The organism is Pseudomonas sp. LB3P93, from assembly GCF_054898025.1.
Window position 1 is genome coordinate 963,306 of sequence record NZ_CM142713.1, and the last position, 21,164, is coordinate 984,469.

16 protein-coding genes are annotated in these 21,164 nt (G+C 58.3%); 5 read left to right on the forward strand and 11 right to left on the reverse strand.

The window, feature by feature from the left end; translation table 11 throughout:
• Positions 1-3 precede the first annotated feature (3 nt).
• Both ACYZT8_RS04105 and ACYZT8_RS04110 read right to left on the reverse strand, forming a co-directional pair.
• Positions 4-897 carry a glycine betaine ABC transporter substrate-binding protein gene (locus ACYZT8_RS04105; RefSeq protein WP_461979445.1) on the reverse strand — a complete coding sequence of 298 codons (894 nt, stop codon included), beginning with the start codon at positions 895-897 and terminating at the stop codon, positions 4-6.
• 20 nt (positions 898-917) lie between these two features.
• Positions 918-1,634 carry an ABC transporter permease gene (locus tag ACYZT8_RS04110; RefSeq protein ID WP_461979447.1) on the reverse strand — a complete coding sequence of 239 codons (717 nt, stop codon included), beginning with the start codon at positions 1,632-1,634 and terminating at the stop codon, positions 918-920.
• A gap of 492 nt (positions 1,635-2,126) precedes the next feature.
• On the opposite strand from ACYZT8_RS04110, the gene ACYZT8_RS04115 reads away from it, so the two are divergent.
• From ACYZT8_RS04115 to ACYZT8_RS04125, 3 genes are all read left to right on the forward strand, one after another.
• The gene (locus tag ACYZT8_RS04115) at positions 2,127-3,710 is read left to right on the forward strand and encodes a peptide chain release factor 3 (RefSeq protein WP_461979449.1); all 1,584 of its coding nucleotides are present in this window, start codon (positions 2,127-2,129) and stop codon (positions 3,708-3,710) included.
• Positions 3,711-3,943: 233 nt separating this feature from the next.
• On the forward strand, positions 3,944-5,179 hold the full coding sequence (locus ACYZT8_RS04120) for an MFS transporter (protein ID WP_461979451.1): 1,236 nt from the start codon (positions 3,944-3,946) through the stop codon (positions 5,177-5,179).
• Between the two features lie 156 nt (positions 5,180-5,335).
• On the forward strand, positions 5,336-5,581 hold the full coding sequence (locus ACYZT8_RS04125; protein WP_461979453.1) for a hypothetical protein: 246 nt from the start codon (positions 5,336-5,338) through the stop codon (positions 5,579-5,581).
• A gap of 191 nt (positions 5,582-5,772) precedes the next feature.
• On the opposite strand, the gene ACYZT8_RS04130 is transcribed toward ACYZT8_RS04125, so the two are convergent.
• The 8 genes from ACYZT8_RS04130 to ACYZT8_RS04165 form a co-directional block, all read right to left on the reverse strand.
• Complete coding sequence (locus ACYZT8_RS04130; RefSeq protein ID WP_123365247.1) at positions 5,773-6,753, reverse strand: peptide ABC transporter ATP-binding protein; 981 nt, start codon at positions 6,751-6,753, stop codon at positions 5,773-5,775.
• The gene (locus ACYZT8_RS04135) at positions 6,753-7,721 is read right to left on the reverse strand and encodes an ABC transporter ATP-binding protein (protein WP_461979455.1); all 969 of its coding nucleotides are present in this window, start codon (positions 7,719-7,721) and stop codon (positions 6,753-6,755) included. The genes ACYZT8_RS04130 and ACYZT8_RS04135 overlap by 1 nt, the downstream gene beginning before the upstream one ends.
• A gap of 10 nt (positions 7,722-7,731) precedes the next feature.
• Complete coding sequence (locus tag ACYZT8_RS04140; protein WP_371928440.1) at positions 7,732-8,661, reverse strand: ABC transporter permease subunit; 930 nt, start codon at positions 8,659-8,661, stop codon at positions 7,732-7,734.
• A gap of 7 nt (positions 8,662-8,668) precedes the next feature.
• The gene (locus tag ACYZT8_RS04145) at positions 8,669-9,679 is read right to left on the reverse strand and encodes an ABC transporter permease subunit (protein WP_131063110.1); all 1,011 of its coding nucleotides are present in this window, start codon (positions 9,677-9,679) and stop codon (positions 8,669-8,671) included.
• A gap of 74 nt (positions 9,680-9,753) precedes the next feature.
• The gene (locus tag ACYZT8_RS04150; RefSeq protein ID WP_461979458.1) at positions 9,754-11,349 is read right to left on the reverse strand and encodes an ABC transporter substrate-binding protein; all 1,596 of its coding nucleotides are present in this window, start codon (positions 11,347-11,349) and stop codon (positions 9,754-9,756) included.
• 78 nt (positions 11,350-11,427) lie between these two features.
• Complete coding sequence (locus ACYZT8_RS04155; RefSeq protein WP_461979460.1) at positions 11,428-12,846, reverse strand: OprD family porin; 1,419 nt, start codon at positions 12,844-12,846, stop codon at positions 11,428-11,430.
• Positions 12,847-13,018: 172 nt separating this feature from the next.
• Positions 13,019-14,620 carry an ABC transporter substrate-binding protein gene (locus ACYZT8_RS04160; RefSeq protein WP_461979462.1) on the reverse strand — a complete coding sequence of 534 codons (1,602 nt, stop codon included), beginning with the start codon at positions 14,618-14,620 and terminating at the stop codon, positions 13,019-13,021.
• Between the two features lie 306 nt (positions 14,621-14,926).
• Positions 14,927-16,552 (reverse strand): ABC transporter substrate-binding protein, encoded by a 1,626-nt coding sequence (locus ACYZT8_RS04165; RefSeq protein ID WP_461979464.1) that lies wholly within the window; start codon positions 16,550-16,552, stop codon positions 14,927-14,929.
• 1,371 nt (positions 16,553-17,923) lie between these two features.
• On the opposite strand from ACYZT8_RS04165, the gene ACYZT8_RS04170 reads away from it, so the two are divergent.
• Positions 17,924-19,192 carry an IS110 family RNA-guided transposase gene (locus ACYZT8_RS04170; protein WP_461973989.1) on the forward strand — a complete coding sequence of 423 codons (1,269 nt, stop codon included), beginning with the start codon at positions 17,924-17,926 and terminating at the stop codon, positions 19,190-19,192.
• Positions 19,193-19,646: 454 nt separating this feature from the next.
• Positions 19,647-20,018, forward strand: coding sequence for a DUF6124 family protein (locus ACYZT8_RS04175; protein WP_461979466.1), 372 nt, complete (start codon positions 19,647-19,649; stop codon positions 20,016-20,018).
• 221 nt (positions 20,019-20,239) lie between these two features.
• Here ACYZT8_RS04175 and ACYZT8_RS04180 read toward each other — a convergent pair whose 3' ends face one another.
• On the reverse strand, positions 20,240-20,956 hold the full coding sequence (locus tag ACYZT8_RS04180) for an SIMPL domain-containing protein (protein WP_461979468.1): 717 nt from the start codon (positions 20,954-20,956) through the stop codon (positions 20,240-20,242).
• Between the last annotated feature and the right edge of the window lie 208 nt (positions 20,957-21,164).

A 21,164-nucleotide genomic window follows, 5' to 3' on the forward strand; every position in this document is an offset into this window, starting at 1 on the left:
TCCTCAGTTGATGGGGTGCTGGCGCAGGAAATCTGCGGCAACGGATGAAGGACTTTCGTGCCCGACGTCGACCCGCGCATTCAGCGCACGCATGGTCGCGTCGTCGAACAGTTCGGCCAGTGGCTTGATCTCTTCGGCGAGTTTTGGATGGGCGTCGAGGTAAACCTGGCGCACCACCGGTGCGGCGGTGTAGTCCGGGAAGTAGTGCTTGTCGTCTTCCAGCAACTTGAGCTTGAAGGCATTCAGGCGACCGTCGGTGGTGTAAACCAGGCCAGCGAACACCTGGCCATTGCTCAAGGCCGTGTAGACCAGGCCGGCGTCCATCTGGCGGGTGTTCTTGCGGGTCAGGCTCATGCCGTACAGCTCAACCATGCCCGCCAGGCCGTCGGAACGGTTGGCAAACTCGGTATCGAGCGCCACCAGGTGATTGTCCTTCTGCTCGGCCTGCAGCACCGTGTTCAGCTCGCTGATGGTGTTGATCTGCGGGTAAGCCTTCGCCGTTTTTTCCGGCAAGGCCAGGGCGTAGGTGTTGCTGAACTTCGACGGGGTCAGCCAGATCAGGCCTTTTTTCGCGTCGAGTTCTTTCACCTTGGCGTAGGACTGTGCGCTATCGAGTTTTTCGGTGACGTGGTTGTAAGCCACCAGCGACACGCCGGTGTATTCCCACATCAGGTCCAGTTGGCCACTTTCGTGGGCGCTACGGGCCAGGTTGCTGCCCAGACCGCCGGTCACCTGGGTGTCGTAACCCTTGGTGCGCAGGTATTGGGAGGTGATTTCCGCCAGCAGGGTTTGTTCGGTGAACACCCGGGCTCCGATGCGGATCACCGGTTTTTCAGCGGCTTGGGCCAATCCTGCGAACAGCAAGGCGCAGCCTATTAATAAGCTAAGTTTTTTCATAAATATTCCTTTGCCGAGGCTTAAGACGGGCGCAAGCCGCGTTCGAGCCAGAGGCGGCTGGTGAGTGTCACCAGACCGTCGAGCAGCAAGGCCAGCAGGGCGGTGCAGGCCGCGCCGAGCAGCAGTTGCGGCTGATTGTTCAGGGCGATGCCCGGGAAAATCAGACTGCCCAGACTGTTGGCGCCAATCAGGAATGCCAGCGGTGCCGTCCCGACGTTGATCGCCAGGGCCACGCGCACGCCACCGATGATGATCGGCACAGCGTTCGGCAATTCGACTCGCCACAGCACTTGAGTCGGCGTCATGCCAATGCCGACGGCCGCTTCCTTGAGCGATCCCTGGACGTTTTTCAGGCCTTCATAGGTGTTGCGCACGATCGGCAACAGCGAGGCGAGGAACAGGGCGAAGATCGCGGGACCGCTGCCGATGCCGAGGATCCCCAGGGCGATGGCCAGTACGGCAAGAGGCGGCACGGTGTTGCCGATGTTGAAGATCTGCATGAAGCGTTCAGCGCGGCCAACCATCGTCGGGCGGCTGAGAAAGATACCGGCGGGGATGCCCACAACAAGGGCGGCCAGCATGGAGACAAGGACGAGAATCAGATGAGCTTGCAGGTAAAACAACAAATCGTCGCGGTAATGTTCGATCGTGTTGATGCCAATCCAATGGACCAGCAGGGCCAGGAGGGCGACGACAACCGCACCTCCTATCAGCCCCTTGCCATAGCGAATAGCCACAGGCGGACTCCTTTTTTCTTTGTCGGCAAACGCAGTCCCGTGTGGCATGCCATTCCTGGCTGCCGGGATAAAAGCGTTCGCGAGAAGCAGCGCGTTCTATGTCCTCAAAGGGACATGAATCGAGCCATAAGCGCAGCCTCGTCAGGCCAACTTGCTGATTTTTCAGCCCCTGGTACGAGTGCAGTAACAGGGGAGTGGACGTCTGCACCTTTTAAAAGGTTCCATATTTAGCAGCATTTAGCTACCACGCATCTCGTTTGCCTCCCGTAGCAGCTGTCGAGCTTGCGAGGCTGCGTTCGGCGGCGAAGCCGTCGTCGAGTCACCCATCGCGGTGTGTCTGATACACCGCAGCGTCTGGTTTTACGACGGCTGCGCCGCCGAACGCAGCCTCGCGCTGCTCGGCAGCTGCTACACGGGCGAACGGTGGTCCGTAAGGCAGTGTTTGCGCTATACTCGCCGCCCTTTTTTGAATCACCTGCCAGGCGATTTCCCATGACCAAACAGGCCGCCGAAGTCGCGAAACGCCGCACTTTCGCCATCATTTCCCACCCCGATGCCGGTAAAACCACCATCACCGAGAAGCTCTTGCTGATGGGCAAGGCGATTGCGATTGCTGGCACGGTGAAATCCCGTAAATCCGACCGCCATGCCACCTCCGACTGGATGGAAATGGAAAAACAACGGGGTATTTCCATTACCACGTCGGTCATGCAGTTCCCGTATCGCGACCACATGATCAACCTGCTCGACACCCCGGGCCACGAAGACTTCTCCGAAGATACCTACCGCACCCTGACAGCGGTGGACTCGGCATTGATGGTCCTCGACGGCGGTAAGGGCGTAGAGCCACGGACCATCGCGCTGATGGACGTCTGCCGTCTGCGTGACACGCCGATTGTCAGCTTCATCAACAAACTCGACCGTGATATCCGCGACCCGATCGAACTGCTCGACGAAATCGAAGCGGTCCTGAAGATCAAGGCGGCGCCAATCACCTGGCCGATCGGCTGCTACCGCGATTTCAAAGGCGTTTATCACCTCGCCGACGACTACATCATCGTGTACACCGCGGGCCACGGCCACGAGCGCACCGATATCAAAATCATCGAGAAGCTCGATTCCGATGAAGCTCGCGCGCACTTGGGCGACGAGTACGATCGCTTCGTCGATCAGCTGGAACTGGTGCAGGGTGCATGCCACGAATTCAATCAACAGGAATTCCTCGACGGCCAACTGACCCCGGTGTTCTTTGGTACTGCACTGGGCAACTTCGGTGTCGATCACGTGCTCGACGCCGTGGTCAACTGGGCGCCGAAACCGCTGGCCCGTGTCGCCAACGAACGCACCGTGGAACCGGTCGAAGAGAAATTCGCCGGCTTCGTGTTCAAGATCCAGGCGAACATGGACCCGAAACACCGTGACCGCATCGCCTTCATGCGTATCTGCTCCGGCAAATACGAAAAAGGCATGAAGATGCGCCACGTGCGCACGGGCAAAGATGTGCGGATCGGCGATGCGCTGACCTTCTTCTCCTCCGAGCGTGAGCAACTGGAAGAAGCGTTTGCCGGCGACATCATCGGTTTGCACAACCACGGCACCATCCAGATCGGCGACACCTTCACCGAAGGCGAAGTCCTCGGTTTCACCGGTATCCCGCACTTCGCCCCGGAACTGTTCCGTCGCGTGCGCCTGCGTGACCCGCTGAAATCCAAGCAACTGCGTCAAGGCTTGCAGCAATTGGCGGAAGAGGGTGCCACCCAGGTGTTCTTCCCCGAGCGCAGCAACGACATCATCCTCGGCGCCGTCGGTGTGCTGCAGTTCGATGTGGTCGCCAGCCGCTTGAAAGAGGAATACAAGGTTGAGTGCTCTTACGAGCCGATCACCGTTTATTCCGCGCGCTGGATCGATTGCGAAGACAAGAAGAAGCTCGAGGAATTCTCCAACAAGGCTGTGGAAAACCTTGCAGTCGACGGCGGTGGTCACCTGACCTATCTGGCCCCGACGCGGGTCAACCTGGCACTGATGGAAGAGCGCTGGCCGGACGTGAAATTCCGTGCGACGCGTGAGCATCACTAAGCGCTGAGCGATAACACCCCAAAGCCCACTGTGAACACAGTGGGTTTTTTTTTGACCATTAAACGGGTTCGAATCGACGACCGGGTAAGACTTTCCTGTAGGTCTTTTTTCCTGATTTCGTAGCTTGACTCTGGTTTTGCATTGTTGGCGTTTTTACTCGCGACAACCAAGTCGTAGCCGTCTACTGTTCGAAAGGCAATTCACAAATAGCTGCCTTTTCAAGGATCAATGGAATGACGAGTCGGCTGACTCACCTGCTGCGGCTGGACGGCTATTTCTGCACCATGGCCTGGGTGCTGGCGGCGCTGCTTTTCATCAATCGCTTGAGCAGCATGGTCAAGCTGTTCATGGCGCTGTACCTGCGTCAGGAACTCGGGCTGTCGATTGAAACCGTCGGCTGGCTGCTATCCGCTTACGGAGCCGGGCTGCTGATCGGCTCGATGCTGGGCGGATGGCTCAGCGATCATGTGTCCACGGCGCGGCTGACGGCGGCGCTGTTTTTTGCCTCGGTGTGGACGCTGGTCTTGCTCGGGCTGACCACGCAGGTGCCGCTGCTGGCGGGTCTACTTTTGCTCAGCGGGACACTCGACGGGTCGATTCGTACGCTGCATCAGCGGCTGATCATGGAGTACTGCGAGGTGGCGCAGCGTCCTCGCGCGCAGGCATTGAGCCGTGTCGCCAGAAACCTCGGGATGGCTGCCGCCGGCCTGGCGGGCGGGGTGCTGGCGCAGGCCGATTTTCGTTGGGTGTTTTTTGTCAGCGCGGCGATGACGCTGCTGGCGTTGCTTTGGTTTGTCCGCACGACATGGCACCGACCGGTGCTGATTCCTGACGAAACGCCTGATGCCGGCGCAGGCACAGGCGTCCCTTATCGAGATCGACCGTTCCTCTGGTTGCTGGCTGCGGTGATCCTGCTCGGCATGGCGTTCGACTCGATCTACAGCATGCTCGGCAATTACCTGCGCGATTACTACCGATTGAGCACGGAAGCCATCGGCTGGCAATTCGGGCTCAATGCGATGCTGATTGTGGTCTTGCAAATACCGCTGTCGCACTGGGGCGAACGCTGGGGCGCGCGCCGGCAACTGGTGGCGGGATGTGTGTTGCTGGCGGTCGGACTCGGCATGTTGCCGCTCGGTTCCGGGGTGTTTTACGCCTGTCTTTCGACGGTGGTCTGGACGCTGGGGGAAGCCCTGTTCATGCCGCCGCTGAATGTACTCGTCATGCAGCACGCGCAAGCCGGAAAAAGCGGCCAGTACTTCGGCCTGTTCTTCATGTGCTGGAGTGCAAGCGCACTGCTTTCACCGGTACTTGGCGGTCAGCTCTATGGCCATTTCGGTGGGCACATGGTCTGGTTCGTCAGCGCCGCGCTGGCCTTGCTGTCTACCCCGCTGATTTATCAGGCCACTCGTTTGGGCGACTTGAAAGTGCTTGATCCACAAACGGGGCGCGCCACTTCGCTTAGCTGATTCGGTTATGGGGGTTATCAGAAACCAATCTGGCCGCTGACGGCATTTCCGCCCGTTAGTTAGCGTCCTATCTGGAGAACCTGTCTGAGCGCTACTAGATTTCATACAGCGCCAGTCAGGCACTAGTGTTTCACCCGCAAAAGGATGGAATCGGCTATGAACAGATTGTTCCGGATTTTATTGCTGTTGAAGGTGGTGGTGATGTTGTCCCTCGGCAGTTCGGCGGTGTGGGCCGGATGTGAGGATCATGATACTCAGGCGTCGAGCGGGACGGTGGTGCAGGGTGATCTGATGCTTGCCAAGTCCGAGTCCGAACCGGGTGATCAGGGGCAGGGCGGCAGTGCGGACGATGACGATTCGACCACTGAGGAGCCCGACAGCGACGATGACAGCCAGACGTAAACCGCAGGCAAAAGAAAACCCCTTCTTCCCCGACTGATGCGCAGCCGGGGCAGAAGGGGTTATTGAACAGATCGCAAATCCCTGTGGGAGCGACGGTGCGACGATTCGACCTGCTCGCGAAGGCGATATTTCAGTCAACATCTTATGTCGACTGAGAGACCGCTATCGCGAGCAGGCTCGCTCCCACATTTTTACGCGGCGCCGTCGAGGAATTGCTCGGCGTAGTGGCAAGCCACCTGGCGGCTGTCGAGCAGGCGCAGGGCCGGCTCTTCGGTGCTGCAGCGCTCGGTCGCGTACGGGCAGCGCTTGTGGAAAGCGCAGCCCGACGGCGGGTTCAACGGGTTTGGCAACTCGCCGACGATCTTGATTTTCGGCTTGTTCGGGTCCGGGTGAATGGTCGGGGTGGCCGACAGCAACGCCTGGGTGTACGGGTGCAGCGGACGCTCGTAGATGTCGTTCTTCGGGCCCATTTCCACCGGGCGGCCGAGGTACATCACCATCACGTCATCGGCAACGTGTTGCACCACTGCCAGGTTGTGCGAGATGAACACGTAGGCGGTGTTGAACTCTTGCTGCAGATCCATGAACAGGTTCAGCACCTGCGCCTGAATCGACACGTCCAGTGCCGAGGTCGGTTCGTCCGCCACCAGCACTTTCGGTTGCAGCATCATCGCGCGGGCCAGGGCGATCCGCTGGCGCTGACCGCCAGAGAACATGTGCGGATAACGCTGGTAGTGCTCGGGACGCAAGCCCACCTGCTTCATCATCGCCTGGACTTTCTCGCGACGTTCCGAGGCGCTCAGGTTGGTGTTGATCAATAAAGGCTCTGCAAGCTGATCACCGACTTTCTGCCGTGGGTTCAGCGACGCGTACGGGCTCTGGAATACCATCTGCACATCTTTGCGCAGCTGTTTGCGTTGAGCCTTGTCAGCACCGGTGACTTCCTGCCCGGCGATTTTCAAAGAGCCGGAGGACGGTTCTTCGATCAGCGTCAGGGCACGGGCCAGGGTGGATTTGCCGCAGCCCGATTCGCCTACAACGGCGAGGGTCTTGCCGGCTTCCAGTTCGAACGACACACCGTTGAGGGCGCGCACGGTCGCATGGCCCTTGAACAGGCCCCGGGACACTTCGTAGTGGCGGGTCAGGTCGCGGGCGGTAAGTACGACGGCCATTACGCCACCTCCTGATTCAGCGGGTAGAAGCAGCGGGCGAGGCTGTTGCTTTTCGGGTCGAGGGTCGGACGCTGCGCGCGGCAGCTGTCTTGCACATACGGGCAGCGTGGCGACAGCAGGCAACCCTGCGGACGGTCATAGCGGCCGGGAACGATACCCGGCAGCGTGGCCAGGCGCGTGGCACCCAGGCTGTGTTCCGGAATCGCCTTGAGCAGGGCTTCGCTGTACGGGTGCGCCGGGATGTCGAACAGTTGTGGCACCTGACCGACTTCCACCGCTTGACCTGCGTACATCACGCACACGCGCTGAGCGGTTTCGGCCACGACCGCGAGGTCGTGAGTGATCAGCACCAGGCCCATGTTCTGCTCTTTCTGCAGTGCCAGCAGCAGGTCCATGATCTGCGCCTGAATCGTTACGTCCAGTGCGGTGGTCGGTTCGTCGGCGATCAGCAGTTTCGGCTCGCCGGCAATGGCCATGGCGATCGCAACACGCTGGCTCATGCCACCGGAGAGTTGATGCGGGTAAGCCTCCATACGGCTGGCGGCACCCGGTATTTCAACTTTTTCCAGCAGTTCGATGGCGCGCTTGCGGGCTTGCTTGCTGGACATTTTCAGGTGCAGGCGCAGCACTTCTTCGATCTGGAAACCGACGGTGTAGCTCGGGTTCAGCGCGGTCATCGGGTCCTGGAAGACCATGGCCAGGTCTTTGCCGACGATTTGCCGACGCTGACGGTTGCTGAGCTTGAGCATGTTCTTGCCATCGAAATTCAGGGCGTCGGCGGTGACGATCCCCGGATGTTCGATCAGGCCCATCAACGCCATCATAGTCACGGACTTGCCGGAACCCGACTCGCCAACGATGGCCAGGACTTCGCCCTTGTCCACGGTAATGTCGAGACCGTCAACCACCGGAACGGCGTTCTTGTCGCCGAAGCGAACGTTGAGATTCTTGATTTCTAACAGTGACATTTGAATCTCCTCAGGCGGCGTTCTTGAGTTTCGGGTCCAGCGCATCGCGCAGACCGTCGCCCATCAAGTTGATTGCCAGCACGCTGAGCAAAATGGTCAAACCAGGCAGGCTGACGACCCACCAGGCGCGTTCGATGTAGTCGCGAGCCGAAGCCAGCATGGTGCCCCACTCAGGGGTTGGCGGTTGAACGCCAAGGCCGAGGAAGCCCAGTGCCGCGGCATCGAGAATCGCCGAGGAGAAGCTCAAGGTGGCCTGAACGATCAGCGGCGCCATGCAGTTTGGCAGCACGGTGACGAACATCAGGCGCGGCAGACCGGCACCGGCCAGGCGCGCGGCGGTCACATAGTCGCGGTTCAATTCGCCCATCACCGCAGCGCGGGTCAGACGAACATAGGACGGCAACGAAACCACGGCGATGGCAATAATGGTGTTGATCAGGCCAGGGCCGAGGATGGCGACAATCGCCACGGCCAGCAGCAGGGACGGCAGGGCCAGCATGATGTCCATCAGACGCATGATGGTCGGGCCGAGCAGGCGTGGGAAGAACCCGGCGAACAGACCCAGAAGGATGCCCGGAATCAGCGACATCACCACCGACGACAAGCCGATCAGCAGGGACAGGCGCGAACCGTTGATCAGCCGCGACAGCAGGTCGCGACCCAGTTCATCGGTGCCCAGCAGGAACTGGATCTGCCCACCTTCCAGCCAGGATGGCGGGGTCAGCAGGAAGTCACGGTATTGCTCGCTTGGGTCATGCGGGGCAACCCACGGCGCGAAGATCGCGCAGAAAATCACCAGCAGCATGAACATCAGGCCGGCAACGGCGCCTTTGTTCTTGGAAAACGCTTGCCAGAATTCTTTGTACGGAGACGGGTACAGCAGGCTTTGATCGACTGTTACCGCTTGATTTGTAGTTGAAGCTGGAGTGGTCATGGTCATGATGATCTCAGCGCTGGTGACGGATGCGTGGGTTGGCGAAGCCGTAGAGGATGTCCACCACGAAGTTCACCAGAATCACCAGGCAGGCGATTAACAGGATGCCGTTCTGCACCACGGGATAGTCCCGTGCGCCAATGGCTTCGATCAGCCATTTGCCGATGCCGGGCCACGAGAAGATGGTTTCGGTCAGAACCGCACCCGCCAGCAATGTGCCGACTTGCAGGCCGACCACGGTCAGTACCGGGATCAGTGCGTTGCGCAGACCGTGAACAAACACCACGCGCGACGGCGACAGGCCTTTGGCGCGGGCGGTACGGATGTAGTCTTCACGCAGTACTTCGAGCATCGAAGAACGGGTCATCCGCGCAATTACGGCCAGCGGGATGGTGCCGAGCACGATGGCCGGCAGGATCAGGTGATGCAGGGCATCGAAGAACGCACCGACGTCATCGGCAAGCAGCGTGTCGATCAGCATGAAGCCGGTCCGCGGCTCGATGTCGTAGAGCAGGTCGATCCGCCCGGACACTGGGGTCCAGCCCAGGGATACCGAGAAGAACATGATCAGGATCAGGCCCCACCAGAAGATCGGCATCGAATATCCCGCCAGGGAGATGCCCATCACCCCATGGTCGAACAGGGATCCTCGCTTGAGTGCCGCAATCACCCCGGCCAGAAGGCCCAGGATGCCGGCGAACAACAGCGCGGCCATGGACAGTTCCAGGGTCGCGGGGAATAGAGAGCTGAATTCGCTCCAGACGCTTTCACGGGTACGCAGGGATTCGCCAAGGTCGCCGTGGGCCAACTTGCCGATGTAGTCCAGGTACTGGGCATACAGCGGTTTGTTCAGGCCAAGGCGTTCCATTGCCTGAGCGTGCATTTCGGGGTCGACCCGACGTTCGCCCATCATCACTTCCACGGGGTCGCCAGGAATCATGCGAATCAACGCGAAAGTCAGCAAGGTGATGCCGAAGAATGTGGGGATCAATAACCCCAATCGGCGGGCAATAAAACTAAACATCTTGTGGTGTACCTCATCAGCCGGTTAGGCGTGCCTGGTGTCCCTGGAGTCAGGGACACCGGGAGTTTTCTTATCTACTTCACCTGGGTGGTGGCGAAGTTATTAGTGGTGAGGGGGCTAATGTGATAGCCCTCTACGTTGTTGCGCATTGCGGTGAACATTCTAGTGTGCGCCATGCTGATCCATGGCTGGTCCTGGTTAAAAATAACCTGAGCCTGTTCGTATAGCGCTGCCCGCTCGGCCGGGTCGGTCTTTTCACGGGCCTGGTCGATCAGCGTCTGGAACTTGGTGTTGCACCAGCGTGCGTAGTTTTCGCCGTTCTTCGCGGCTTCGCAACTGAGCATAGGCGTCAGGAAGTTATCCGGGTCGCCGTTATCGCCCGCCCATCCGGCGGAAACCATATCGTGCTCGCCGTTTTTCGCGCGTTTGAGCATTTCGCCCCATTCCATCACGCGGATGTCGATCTTGATTCCGACCTTGGCCAGATCCGCCTGCATCATCTGCGCGCCGAGCATCGGGTTCGGGTTGGTCGGGCCGCCACCGTTGCGGGTGAACAGGGTGAAGGTGGTGCCTTCCGGCACGCCGGCTTCCTTGAGCAGGGCGCGGGCCTTGTCCAGATCACGGGCCGGGTTCTTCAGGCTGTGGTTGTAGCCCAGCAGCGTGTCCGGGAACGGATTGACCGCCACCGTCGCATTGCCTTTACCAAACAGCGCGTTGACATAAGCCTCTTTATCGAAGGCGATGTCGATGGCTTTGCGCACCCGCACATCACTCATGTACTTGTGCGTGGTGTTCATGGCGATGTACGAAACGGTCATCGCGTTCAGTTCATCGACGCTCAGTTTGGCGTCTTTCTTGATGCTCGGGATGTCATCCGGTTTCGGATACAGCGCGATCTGGCACTCGTTGGCCTTGAGTTTTTGCAGGCGCACGTTGTTATCGGTGGCGATCGCGAGGATCAACGAGTCCGCCGGCGGCTTGCCACGGAAGTAATCCGGGTTGGCCTTGAAACGAACCTGCGCGTCCTTGGCGTAACGCTGGAAAATGAACGGACCGGTGCCGACCGGTTTGTTGTTCAGGTCGCCGGTCTTGTTCGCCTTGAGCAGCTGGTCAGCGTACTCGGCGGGGTAGATCGAAGAGAACGCCATGGCGATGTCCGCCAGGAACGGCGCTTCGCGACGGGTCAGGGTGAATTTGACGGTGTTGTCGTCAACTTTCTCGACGCTTTTCAGCAGTTCCTTGAAGCCCATGCTTTCAAAGTAAGGGAAGCCCACGCTCGACAGTTTGTGCCATGGGTGGTTCGGGTCCAGCTGACGCTGGAAGCTCCAGACCACATCGTCGGCATTCATGTCGCGGGTCGGCTTGAAGTATTCGGTGGTGTGAAACTTGACGCCTTTACGCAGGTGGAACGTGTAAGTCAGACCGTCCTCGCTGATGTCCCAGGAGTCGGCCAGTGCCGGAATCACTTCAGTGGTGCCGGGCTTGAAGTCCGCCAGACGATTGAAGATGGTTTCGGCCACCGCATCGGCTGTGACTGCAGTTGTGTACTGGACCATATCGAAGCCTTCCGGGCTGGCTTCGGTGCAGACCACCAGGGGTTTGGCCGAGACGCCAACAGCGACACTCAGCAACGCGGCTGCAATGGCCGCACGTAGGGGAAGCATTTTCATCAAGAACCCTCTGCAATCGGTTAAAGGACAAAAGCCGAACGGCCGATTCGTCACTGAATCAGCCGTTCGGCGGGTGCATTACAAAATGTTGAACGGGATGGTGGTCACGAGACGGAACTCGTTGAGGCTGCCATCCGCCTGGTTTTCGCTGGCGCGGTGAGCGGTGTAGGTCGCGCGAACAGTGGTGGCCTTGAGCGGGCCGCTCTGCACGGCGTACGAAGTACCGATGCCGTATTCGTAATGGTGCTCGCCGTCCATCCCCTTCACGTCGCCGTAGCCGGTGCTGTTGTAGTGAGTACCGTCGATGCCCCAACCGCGAGCCTGGTAAATGTTGAATTTCAGGCCTGGAATGCCGTATTCAGCCATGTTCAGGCCGTAGGCGATCTGGAAGGATTTCTCGTTCGGGCCGTTGAAGTCCGACAGCAAGGAGTTGGCCAGGTAGATGCCGTTGGTTTCGTGCAGGTAGTCGAAGTACTCGTTACCGTTCACTTCCTGGTACGAGAAGGTCAGGCTGTGGGCCTGGTGGGTCAGGCCGAACGACAGGGAGTAGGTGTCGTTGTCGATTTCGCCCAGCAGTTTTTTGCCTTCGTCGACGGTCTTGTAGTAGTTCAGGCCGGTGGTCAGGCTCAGTACCGAGCTGTCACCCAGAACGTGGGTAGCGCCGAAGTAGTACTGGTTCCACAGGTCTTCAGCCTGGGTGCCCCACAGGCTGGTGGTCAGGCTGGCAAACGGCTGGTAGGTGATACCGGCGGTGTTGACGTGATCCGCTTCGGCAGTACCGTCGCCGTATTCGGAACGGAACTTGCGCTGGCTCTGTTCGGTACGCGGCGAGTTACGGTCGAAAGTGGCGATGTCGAAAGACAGGTTTTCCAGCTCTTCGCTGTGCAGGCTGACACCTTCAAAGCTCGAAGGCAGTGGACGGTTACCGATGACATCCACTTGCGGGCTGCTGAAGTTCTGGCGACCGGCCGTCAGCGTGGTGTTGGAGAAGCGTGCCTTGACGTTGGCCAGGCCCAGTTTGCTCCACTGATCAACCGCGTCACCGCCGTTTTCGGTCAGCGTACGGTTGTTGCCACGGCCACTGCGGCCTGGCTCAGGAGCACCACCGTTGCCGGACGCGAGATCTTTGCGATCACGGTCCAGGGCAATGGCGTTGTAGGCAGCCACTTCGGTGCTGAAACCTACAGTGCCCTCGGTGAAGCCCGAGTTGTACTTGATGATTGTGCCTTGCACCCAGTTGATACGACGGTCAGTGGTGCGAGTCTCACCATTTTTACGATAGTTGAGCGTCGCGCCCCGTTTGAACGACTCGTTCGCATACCAGTTACGCGTGGAACCGGTGACTGATTGGCCTTCGACGAAACCAGTGGCTTCGCTTTGGGCGCTTTTTTCTTTCACGGTAACCGGCGTGAACGCCTGGCTTTGGGTTTCTGCGTAAGCCGTGGCGGTTACGCTGCTGATGGCCAGGGCCAATAACGCGGTGCTGCTCAGTTTCATGGGTGAAGCTCCTTACTTTCTTTTTTTTAATGCCGGTCTTTTTTGGTGATCCGGCTATTTGGTTTAGAACTCAATTAAGGCTTCGCAAACGTTTGCTGTGGGCCGGATTAGCGAATTACGGCAATACGCTTGCGTGAGGGCGCAATGCGCCCCCAGCGTTCTGGCTAATCGGTTATTGGTCGATACTGACGCCCGAGAACACGTTGCGACCGAATGGACTCACCTTGAATCCTTCGATTTTGGCGCTCAACGGCTGGTTGACCGTCGAATGGGCGATAGGCGTGATCGGCACTTGTTGCTTGAGGTAGTGCTGCGCCTGTTTGTAGAGCACGGTGCGCTGGTCGCGGTCGGTGACGACCTTGGCCTGCTTGATGAACTTGTCGTAAGCCGGATCGCACCACATGGAGTAGTTGTTGCCGCCAATGGCGTCGCAGCTGTAAAGCGTGCCGAGCCAGTTGTCCGGGTCCCCATTGTCACCGGTCCAGCCAATCAGGCTGACGTCGTGCTCGCCATTCTTGGTGCGCTTGATGTACTCGCCCCATTCGTAGCTGACGATCTTCACTTTGAGACCGATTTTTGCCCAGTCAGCCTGGAGCATTTCGGCCATCAACTTGGCGTTCGGGTTGTAAGGGCGCTGCACGGGCATCGCCCACAAGGTGATTTCGGTGCCTTCTTTCACGCCGGCAGCCTTGAGCAATTCCTTGGCTTTTTCCGGGTTGTAGACGGTGTCCTTGATGGTGTCGTCGTAGGACCACTGGGTCGGCGGCATGGCGTTGACGGCCAGTTGGCCGGCGCCCTGGTAGACGGCGTTGAGAATGCCTTGCTTGTTCACCGCCATGTCCAGCGCCTGACGCACTTCGAGCTGGTCAAACGGTTTGTGGCGGACGTTGTAGGCGATGTAGCCAAGGTTGAAACCGGGCTTCTCGATGAGCTTGAGTGCCGGGTCGTTCTTCAGCGCTGGTACGTCGGCGGGGCGCGGGCTCAGGGTGATCTGGCACTCATTGGCCTTTAGTTTCTGGACACGCACCGATGCGTCGGTGTTGATCGAGAAGATCAGGTTGTCGAGCTTGACCCGGCTCGGGTCCCAGTACTGCTTGTTGCCGGTGTAGCGGATGTTGGAATCTTTCTGGTAGCTCTTGAACGCGAACGGGCCAGTGCCGATCGGCTTCTGGTTGATGTCGCTCGGTTTGCCTTCGGCCAGCAGTTTGTCGGCGTATTCGGCGGACAGAATGGCGGCGAAGCTCATGGCGATGTTCTGGATGAACGCGGCATCGACGCTGTTGAGCGTCATGACCACGGTCAGCGGCCCGGTCTTCTCGACCTTGGCGATGTTCTTGTTCAGGCTCATCCCGTTGAAATACGGGAACTCGGTCGGATAAGCCTTACGGAAAGGTTGCTGCGGATCGAGCATGCGATTGAACGTGAACAGCACGTCATCGGCGTTGAAATCACGGGTCGGTGTGAAGTATTTGGTTGTGTGAAATTTCACCCCTTCGCGCAGGTGAAAGGTGTACTTGAGGCCGTCCTCGGAAATATCCCAGCTTGTCGCCAGGCCTGGTACGACGTTGGTGGCGCCTTTTTCAAACTCTGCCAATCGGTTGTACAACGGCTCGGCGGCATCGTTGTCCGTCGATGTCGTGTACTGCGCAGTGTCGAAGCCAGCGGGGCTGCCCTCGGAGCAGAACACCAGGCTGTTATTGGCGGCCTGGCTGATGGAAGTGGCGGCCAGCAGGCCGGTGCCCAGCAATGCGGATAAAACCAAGGTATGGCGCATGACGCTCCCTTTTCTCGTTCGCTAAGTGTTTTCAATGAGCCGCCGTCCCGTCCGGGGACGTGGAAGCATCACTGAGTTCAAACCATGGCATGCAACAAACCGAGAACCCACGCATGCACTGGTCAGATCCCGACGGTATGAGCCGTGGGTCTGGCAGTAAATGCGTAGAGTCCGAAAGACTTGTGGGAAAAGGCAACGCATCCGATATCACGGCGGTCATCCGCGACGGAATTGGATGTAGGCGGTTTCCTACTTTCTCGGCAGATAAAGCAACGGCGACGTTAAAAACGTCGCCGTTGCAAAACCTTATTTGCTGACGCTGACGCCGTAGAAGGAGTTCAAGCCAAACGGGCTGATCTTGAAGTCTTCAACGTTGTTGCGCATGGGTTGGAACACCGTCGAGTGAGCGATAGGTGTCATCGGAACAGCGTCTTTGAGGACGTGTTGCGCCTGTTTGTACAGTTCGGTGCGCTTGCCCTGATCGGTTGTGCGTTTAGCTTCTTTGACGATGCCGTCAAACTTCTTGTCGCACCACTTGGAGAAATTGTTGCCCTGCAGCGAGTCGCAGCCGAACAGCACGTTCAGCCAGTTGTCCGGGTCACCGTTGTCGCCGCTCCAACCAATCAGCATCGCGCCGTTTTCGCCGCCTTTGGAGCGCTTGATGTACTCGCCCCACTCGTAGGTCACGATCTTGGCTTTGATGCCGACCTTGGCCCAGTCGGACTGCAGCATTTCAGCCATCAGCTTGGCGTTCGGGTTGTACGGACGCTGCACCGGCATCGCCCACAGGTTGATCTCGGTGCCTTCCTTGATGCCGGCTTCCTTGAGCAGCTCTTTGGCTTTCTCAGGGTTGTACGGAGCATCCTTGATGGTGGTGTCGTAAGACCACTGGGTTGGCGGCATGGCGTTGACGGCCAGTTGACCAGCACCCTGGTAAACGGAGTCGATGATCTGCTGCTTGTTGACGGCCATGTCCAGTGCCTGACGCACTTTCAGTTGGGCCATCGGGTTCGGCTGATCGCTGCCCTTGATTTTGTCCATCACGTTGTAGGCGATGTAACCCAGGTTGAAACCAGCCTGGTTAGGCACCTTCAAGGTCTTGTCTTCTTGCAGCGCTTTCAGGTCGGCCGGACGTGGGAACAGAGTGATCTGGCACTCGCCCTTTTTCAGCTTCTGAATACGTACCGACGGGTCGGTGGTGATGGCGAAGATCAGGTTGTCGATCTTGACGTCGTCAGGCTTCCAGTAGTCCTTGTTCCCGGTGTAGCGGATGTTGGAATCTTTCTGGTAGCTCTTGAACACGAACGGGCCAGTGCCGACCGGCTTCTGGTTGATATCGGCGGCTTTGCCTTCTTTCAGCAGCTGGGCAGCGTACTCAGCAGACTGGACCGACGCGAAGCTCATCGCCATGTTCTGAATGAACGCGGCATCAACTTCTTTGAGGGTGAACTTGACGGTGTGGTCGTCGACTTTATCGATCTTGGTGATGTTGGTGTCCATCCCCATGTCGGTGAAGTACGGGAATTCGGTCGGGTACGCTTTGCGGAACGGGTCGTTCTTGTCAATCATGCGATTGAAGGTGAACAGCACGTCGTCGGCGTTGAACTCACGAGTCGGCTTGAAGTACGGGGTGGTGTGGAACTTCACGCCTTCACGCAGGTGAAAGGTGTAAGTCAGGCCATCATCGGAGATGTCCCACTTGGTCGCCAGACCAGGAATCACAGCGGTGCCGCCGCGCTCGAACTGGGTCAGGCGGTTGAACATGGTTTCTGCAGAGGCGTCGAAGTCGGTTCCGGTGGTGTACTGACCAGGATCAAAACCGGCCGGGCTCCCTTCGGAGCAGAACACCAGGTTAGTCGCCGCTTGGGCGAAAGGTGCGGCAGCTAACAAGCTGGCGCCGACTAAAAACGGAATGACCGCGTGTTTAAGCATGTTGGCCTCATGATTTGTTGTCATTTTTGGAATTAGAGGACGACCTCGTGAGTCGTGCCTGCGGATACTTATGCAGGGGCCATACCCATTGCAAGATCCTGAACGACCACAGGCCTTAAACAGTGGCACGAACGTACCTTAATGTCGCATATGTATAAATTCGCGCGCATTTGACCGTTTGCGCAGGGTTTTTTCGGTGCAACTGACGCACCGTGGCGGGGCAATTGGCTTGGCTTTCGCACCCGGTTGGAGCGCGGTGTTACTTATTTATACCCCTCATTGAGGGGCTGGCGGGCGTGAATGAGATTGAGTTCCAGTTCGGTGGGTAGGTGTTTGTTGTTTAAAGGGTTGTTGTGTCTGAGGGGGCAGATTGTTTCGTTACTGTTTGTCGGTGGACATCTGTGGGTGGTCTTTGGATTTTGGATTTGGTGGGGGGTGCGTTGGTGTGTTGGTAGTACCGGAGGTGCAACCCGTTGTTGCTTGCGGTAGCGCTTTTGGTTTTTTCCAGAGGGTGAGCGTCTGATAAATGATCGCTTTCGAACAGATGTGCAGTGGTCAAATGGTGGGAGCGAGCCTGATAGCACACCAATAATCTTGCAGGCGTACATCATTCCCCTGTGGGAGCGGGCTTGCTCGCGAAGGCGGCCTGACAGCCAACCCATCTCCTTCAGATGTCCGCCGATTTAATGTGGGAGCTGGCTTGCCTGCGATAGCGGCCTGACAGCCGACTAATCTCTTTGAGGTGTACATATCCATTCCTGCGGTAACGGCCGCTTATGGTTCCGCCCTTACGGCGTGTCACTTTGGCAAACGCCCCAAAGTAACCAAAGGTCTCGCCCCAAGCGTCCGGCCCCTCGCCTAGGCTCGGCGTTCCTTCGCTCCGGTATCCATCCGGGGACACTGCCCTCCGGTTGGCTTCGCTGCACCTACATGCAGCGTGTTCGACTGCGTCGAACGGCGCTGCGCGCCACTCCCCGGATGAACACCTCCACTCAGCCTCCCGAAAGGGGCGGGTAGATCAAGATCAAGAGCTGCAGGCGAGCTAACGCTCGGCCTGTTGAGTGGTGAAAAGCGGGTGTACGCCGGGCCCTTGTAGGAGTGAGCCTGCTCGCGATATAGGTAGTCCGTTCCTTTCTCTTCCATACTGACTTCGCTGGAAGTTCGCTGTCGGCGAGGAAGGAACATGCACCTGCGGGCTACGAATATGCTCGCGAAGCACTCGATGATTACGCCATCACCTTCGAGCCCACAGGTGCGCTTGCGCCCTCTAACGAATTCTCAGGGAAAGCCCGACACGGCTCTCTATATCGCCTTCGCTGGACGCAAGCATGCATGTCCCTGCATGTACTTTAGCGCCTGTGGAGGTGTTCCATGCAAACGCTCCTGTCTCAGAGGTTCACTGCTTATATCGGAATTGATTGGGCAGATGCCAAGCACGACATCTGTTTGCAGATAACTGGAGAGGCTCAGCGGAGTTTCGAGGTCATCGACCACAAGCCCGAGTCGATTGATCGCTGGGCCAAGTCGCTGCATCAACGTTACGGTGGCCCGATCGCGGTCGCCGTGGAGCTGAACAAAGGGCCACTGATAGCGGCTCTGCAAAAATATGAGTTTTTTTGTATCTTTCCGATCAATCCGAGCACCTTGGCCCGGCACCGTAAAACCTTCGTCCCCAGTGGCGCCAAGGATGATCCAACGGATGCTCAATGGGCGCTTGAGCTGTTGCTGAATCACCCAGAACGGTTTCCTCAACTGGTCCAGCAAAGCTCCGCCATGCGTTCGCTCGCCAGTCTGACCGAACATCGCCGTGGGCTGGTCGATGACCGGGTCAAGATCAGCAACCGTCTGGTCTGCATGCTCAAACAGTATTATCCGTTGGCTCTTGAGCTGTTTCATGACCATGACACGCTGGTTTTCTGTGAGTTTTTGGCGCGCTGGTCGACATTTGAAGTGCTTAAGCGCGCTCGGCCGGCCAGCGTTTTGAAGTTCCTTCACGCGCATAATGTTCGCCATGCTGAACTCAATCAGCAGCGTTTGGCGTTGATCACCAAAGCCATGCCGTTGACTGAAGATCCAGGCGTGGTCAGTCCTTCAGCGCTGTATGTGCTGGCCCTGGTCTCGCAACTGAAAGGGGTCATCACGGCGATCAAAGACTTTGATCGGGAGATCGAAAAAACCGCCAATACCCTGGCCGACTACCGCCTCTTCCAGGCCTTGCCCGGCGCGGGGCAGCAGCTTGCGCCACGGTTGATGGTGGCTTTTGGTGAGCAGCGAGATCGCTTCAAGGATGCCAGTTCGATGCAGCGATACGCCGGGATCGCACCGGTTACCGAACGTAGCGGCAAGAAAAAAGTCGTTCATTGGCGCTATCAATGCGCAACTTTTTTGCGCCAGACCTTTGTTGAGTGGGCTGCACACAGCATCAATCAATCGGTGTGGGCAGAAGCTTATTATCGCCAGCAAAGGGCCAAAGGCTGCTCTTACCAAGCCGCCCTCAGGGCCTTGGCGTTCAAGTGGATCCGGATCGTTTATCGGTGCTGGAAGACCAGCACCGTGTACGACGAAAAGGTTTATTTACAGGCCTTGCTCCGGCACGGCTCGCCGTTGACCAGCGAGCTGAACACAGCAAAATCGCGTTGACGGAAAGGCTCAGGGCGTGATGGCGGCCTGACAGCCGACCAATCTCTTTCTGCTTCCCCCGATTGATCGTTCCCTACGCTCTGCGTGGGAATGCAGCTCGGGACGCTCTGCGTTCCATTTTTGAATGTTGAACAATGTGTAAAAGACACAGCGCTTTCCCACGCATTTTTCAGGTTGCCGGGTAGGAAGCAGTCCTTCTAACCTTTGCCCGTCGCTGCAATTTCAGCGACCAGGCGTGGAAACCTGGATCTCTTAGTAGCCGTATAGCTGGACCATCGTATTCGTTGCCGACGTCTTCTTTCGTCTGCAAACTGCGTCATGGCGGCTGTGCGTGGGCAGACTTCGGTCTGGCCGGGTCCTACTAACCGGTATTTCCACCCTGCGTGCAGCCGCCACCTATTTGTCGTGTGGAAACGACAATGGATGGCTCCCATTTTTAAGTAGGAGTTTTTACATGGATAAGTTAATCCCCGATCCACCCGTCAACACCACCACTCCCAATCCCGAATCCACCGAAGCCGAAGCGCTCCTAAGGGACCGCGAAGCCATAAAACGCGCCCTCGATTACTACCTCGATCCCCCCGACCAATACGCCCCCAAACCCCGTCGTCCCAGCACCATGTTCATGATCACCCCGGACGCAGATAGCGAAAGTCTCCTGGCACAAGCTTGCGAGTCGTTGGCGTCGGCGAGTGTGATGGCCAGTGATTTCGCCGCTAACCTGATCGGCCCGCAGCGCCATACGGTGATGGCGATTCAGCAGATCATCATGCTGGCGGAACTGGCGGTGAATCGCGCGTTGGATAACGTTGATCCGCGGGGCTGATCAAAGACCGAGTCATCGTTCATCGCGAGCAGGCTCGCTCCCACATTTGATCTTTGTCGTACACAAAATCCGTCTACACACTCGACCCCTGTGGGAGCCAGCCTGCTGGCGATGGCGGTAGATCATTCACCACAAAACTGACGGGTTCACCTGACTTTTGGCAGGCAATAAAAAACGGCGACCACTTCAGTGATCGCCGTTCCTGTGTCCGTGTTATCGAATCAAGGCATCAACACTTCAATCGCGCCGTCCGCCGTCATGCTCACCTGGCTCGTGCCCGCCTCAACTTCCGGCGTCACCGGCGCACCGTCCATGCCGGCCGCTTTCATCATCATCGGCCCGCGCATGAACGGTTGTGGATAACCGTTGCTGTTCAGATTCAGGCTGACGATTTTGTAACCCTTGCCGCCCAACGCGTCGGTCGCCAGTTGGGCGCGGGCCTTGAAGGCGGTCACGGCTTCTTTAAGCAGCGTGTCTTCGCTGGCCTTGCGGGTTGGTGTGGCGATGGCGAAGTCCATGCCGCCCATTTTCAGGTCGGTCAGCAGTTCGCCGGTCAGCTTCGACAGCGCGGCGAAGTCGGAGCTTTCCAGGCGCAGTTCGGCGCGTTCACGCCAGCCGGTGATTTTCTGGCCCTTGGTGTCGTAGATCGGGTAGCTGTTGCGGCTGCCCTGACGCAGGGTGACTTCCTTGACCTGTTTGGCCTGGGCCAGCGCTTTGTTCATGGTGGTGCTGACGTCGGCGGCGAGTTTGGCCGGGTCGGTGTTTTGTTCTTCGGTGTAGAGGGTCACGATCATCAGGTCGCGAGCCACTTCCTGGCTGACTTCGGCACGCAGGGAGATCTGGTTGTAATGAAGCTCGTCGGCGGCCAGGGCCGGGAGGCTGGCGACGGTGCCAACGCTAAGGGCAAGAAGGGCGGCGCTGCGGCGGAAACTGTGCATGAAAACTCCTTGGGCGGTGCGCAGGGGTTAAGGTCCGAGCCTGCGTGAAACCATCAGACTCTAGCTTTAATGATCCGGTTCGCACAGTTACAACTTCTATACAGATGTCGGTGACCCTGTGGCGAGGGAGCTTGCTCCCGCTGGACTGCGAAGCAGTCCTAAAACCTGCCACCGCGATTCATCAGGCAAAACGCGTCAGCCGAGTTGC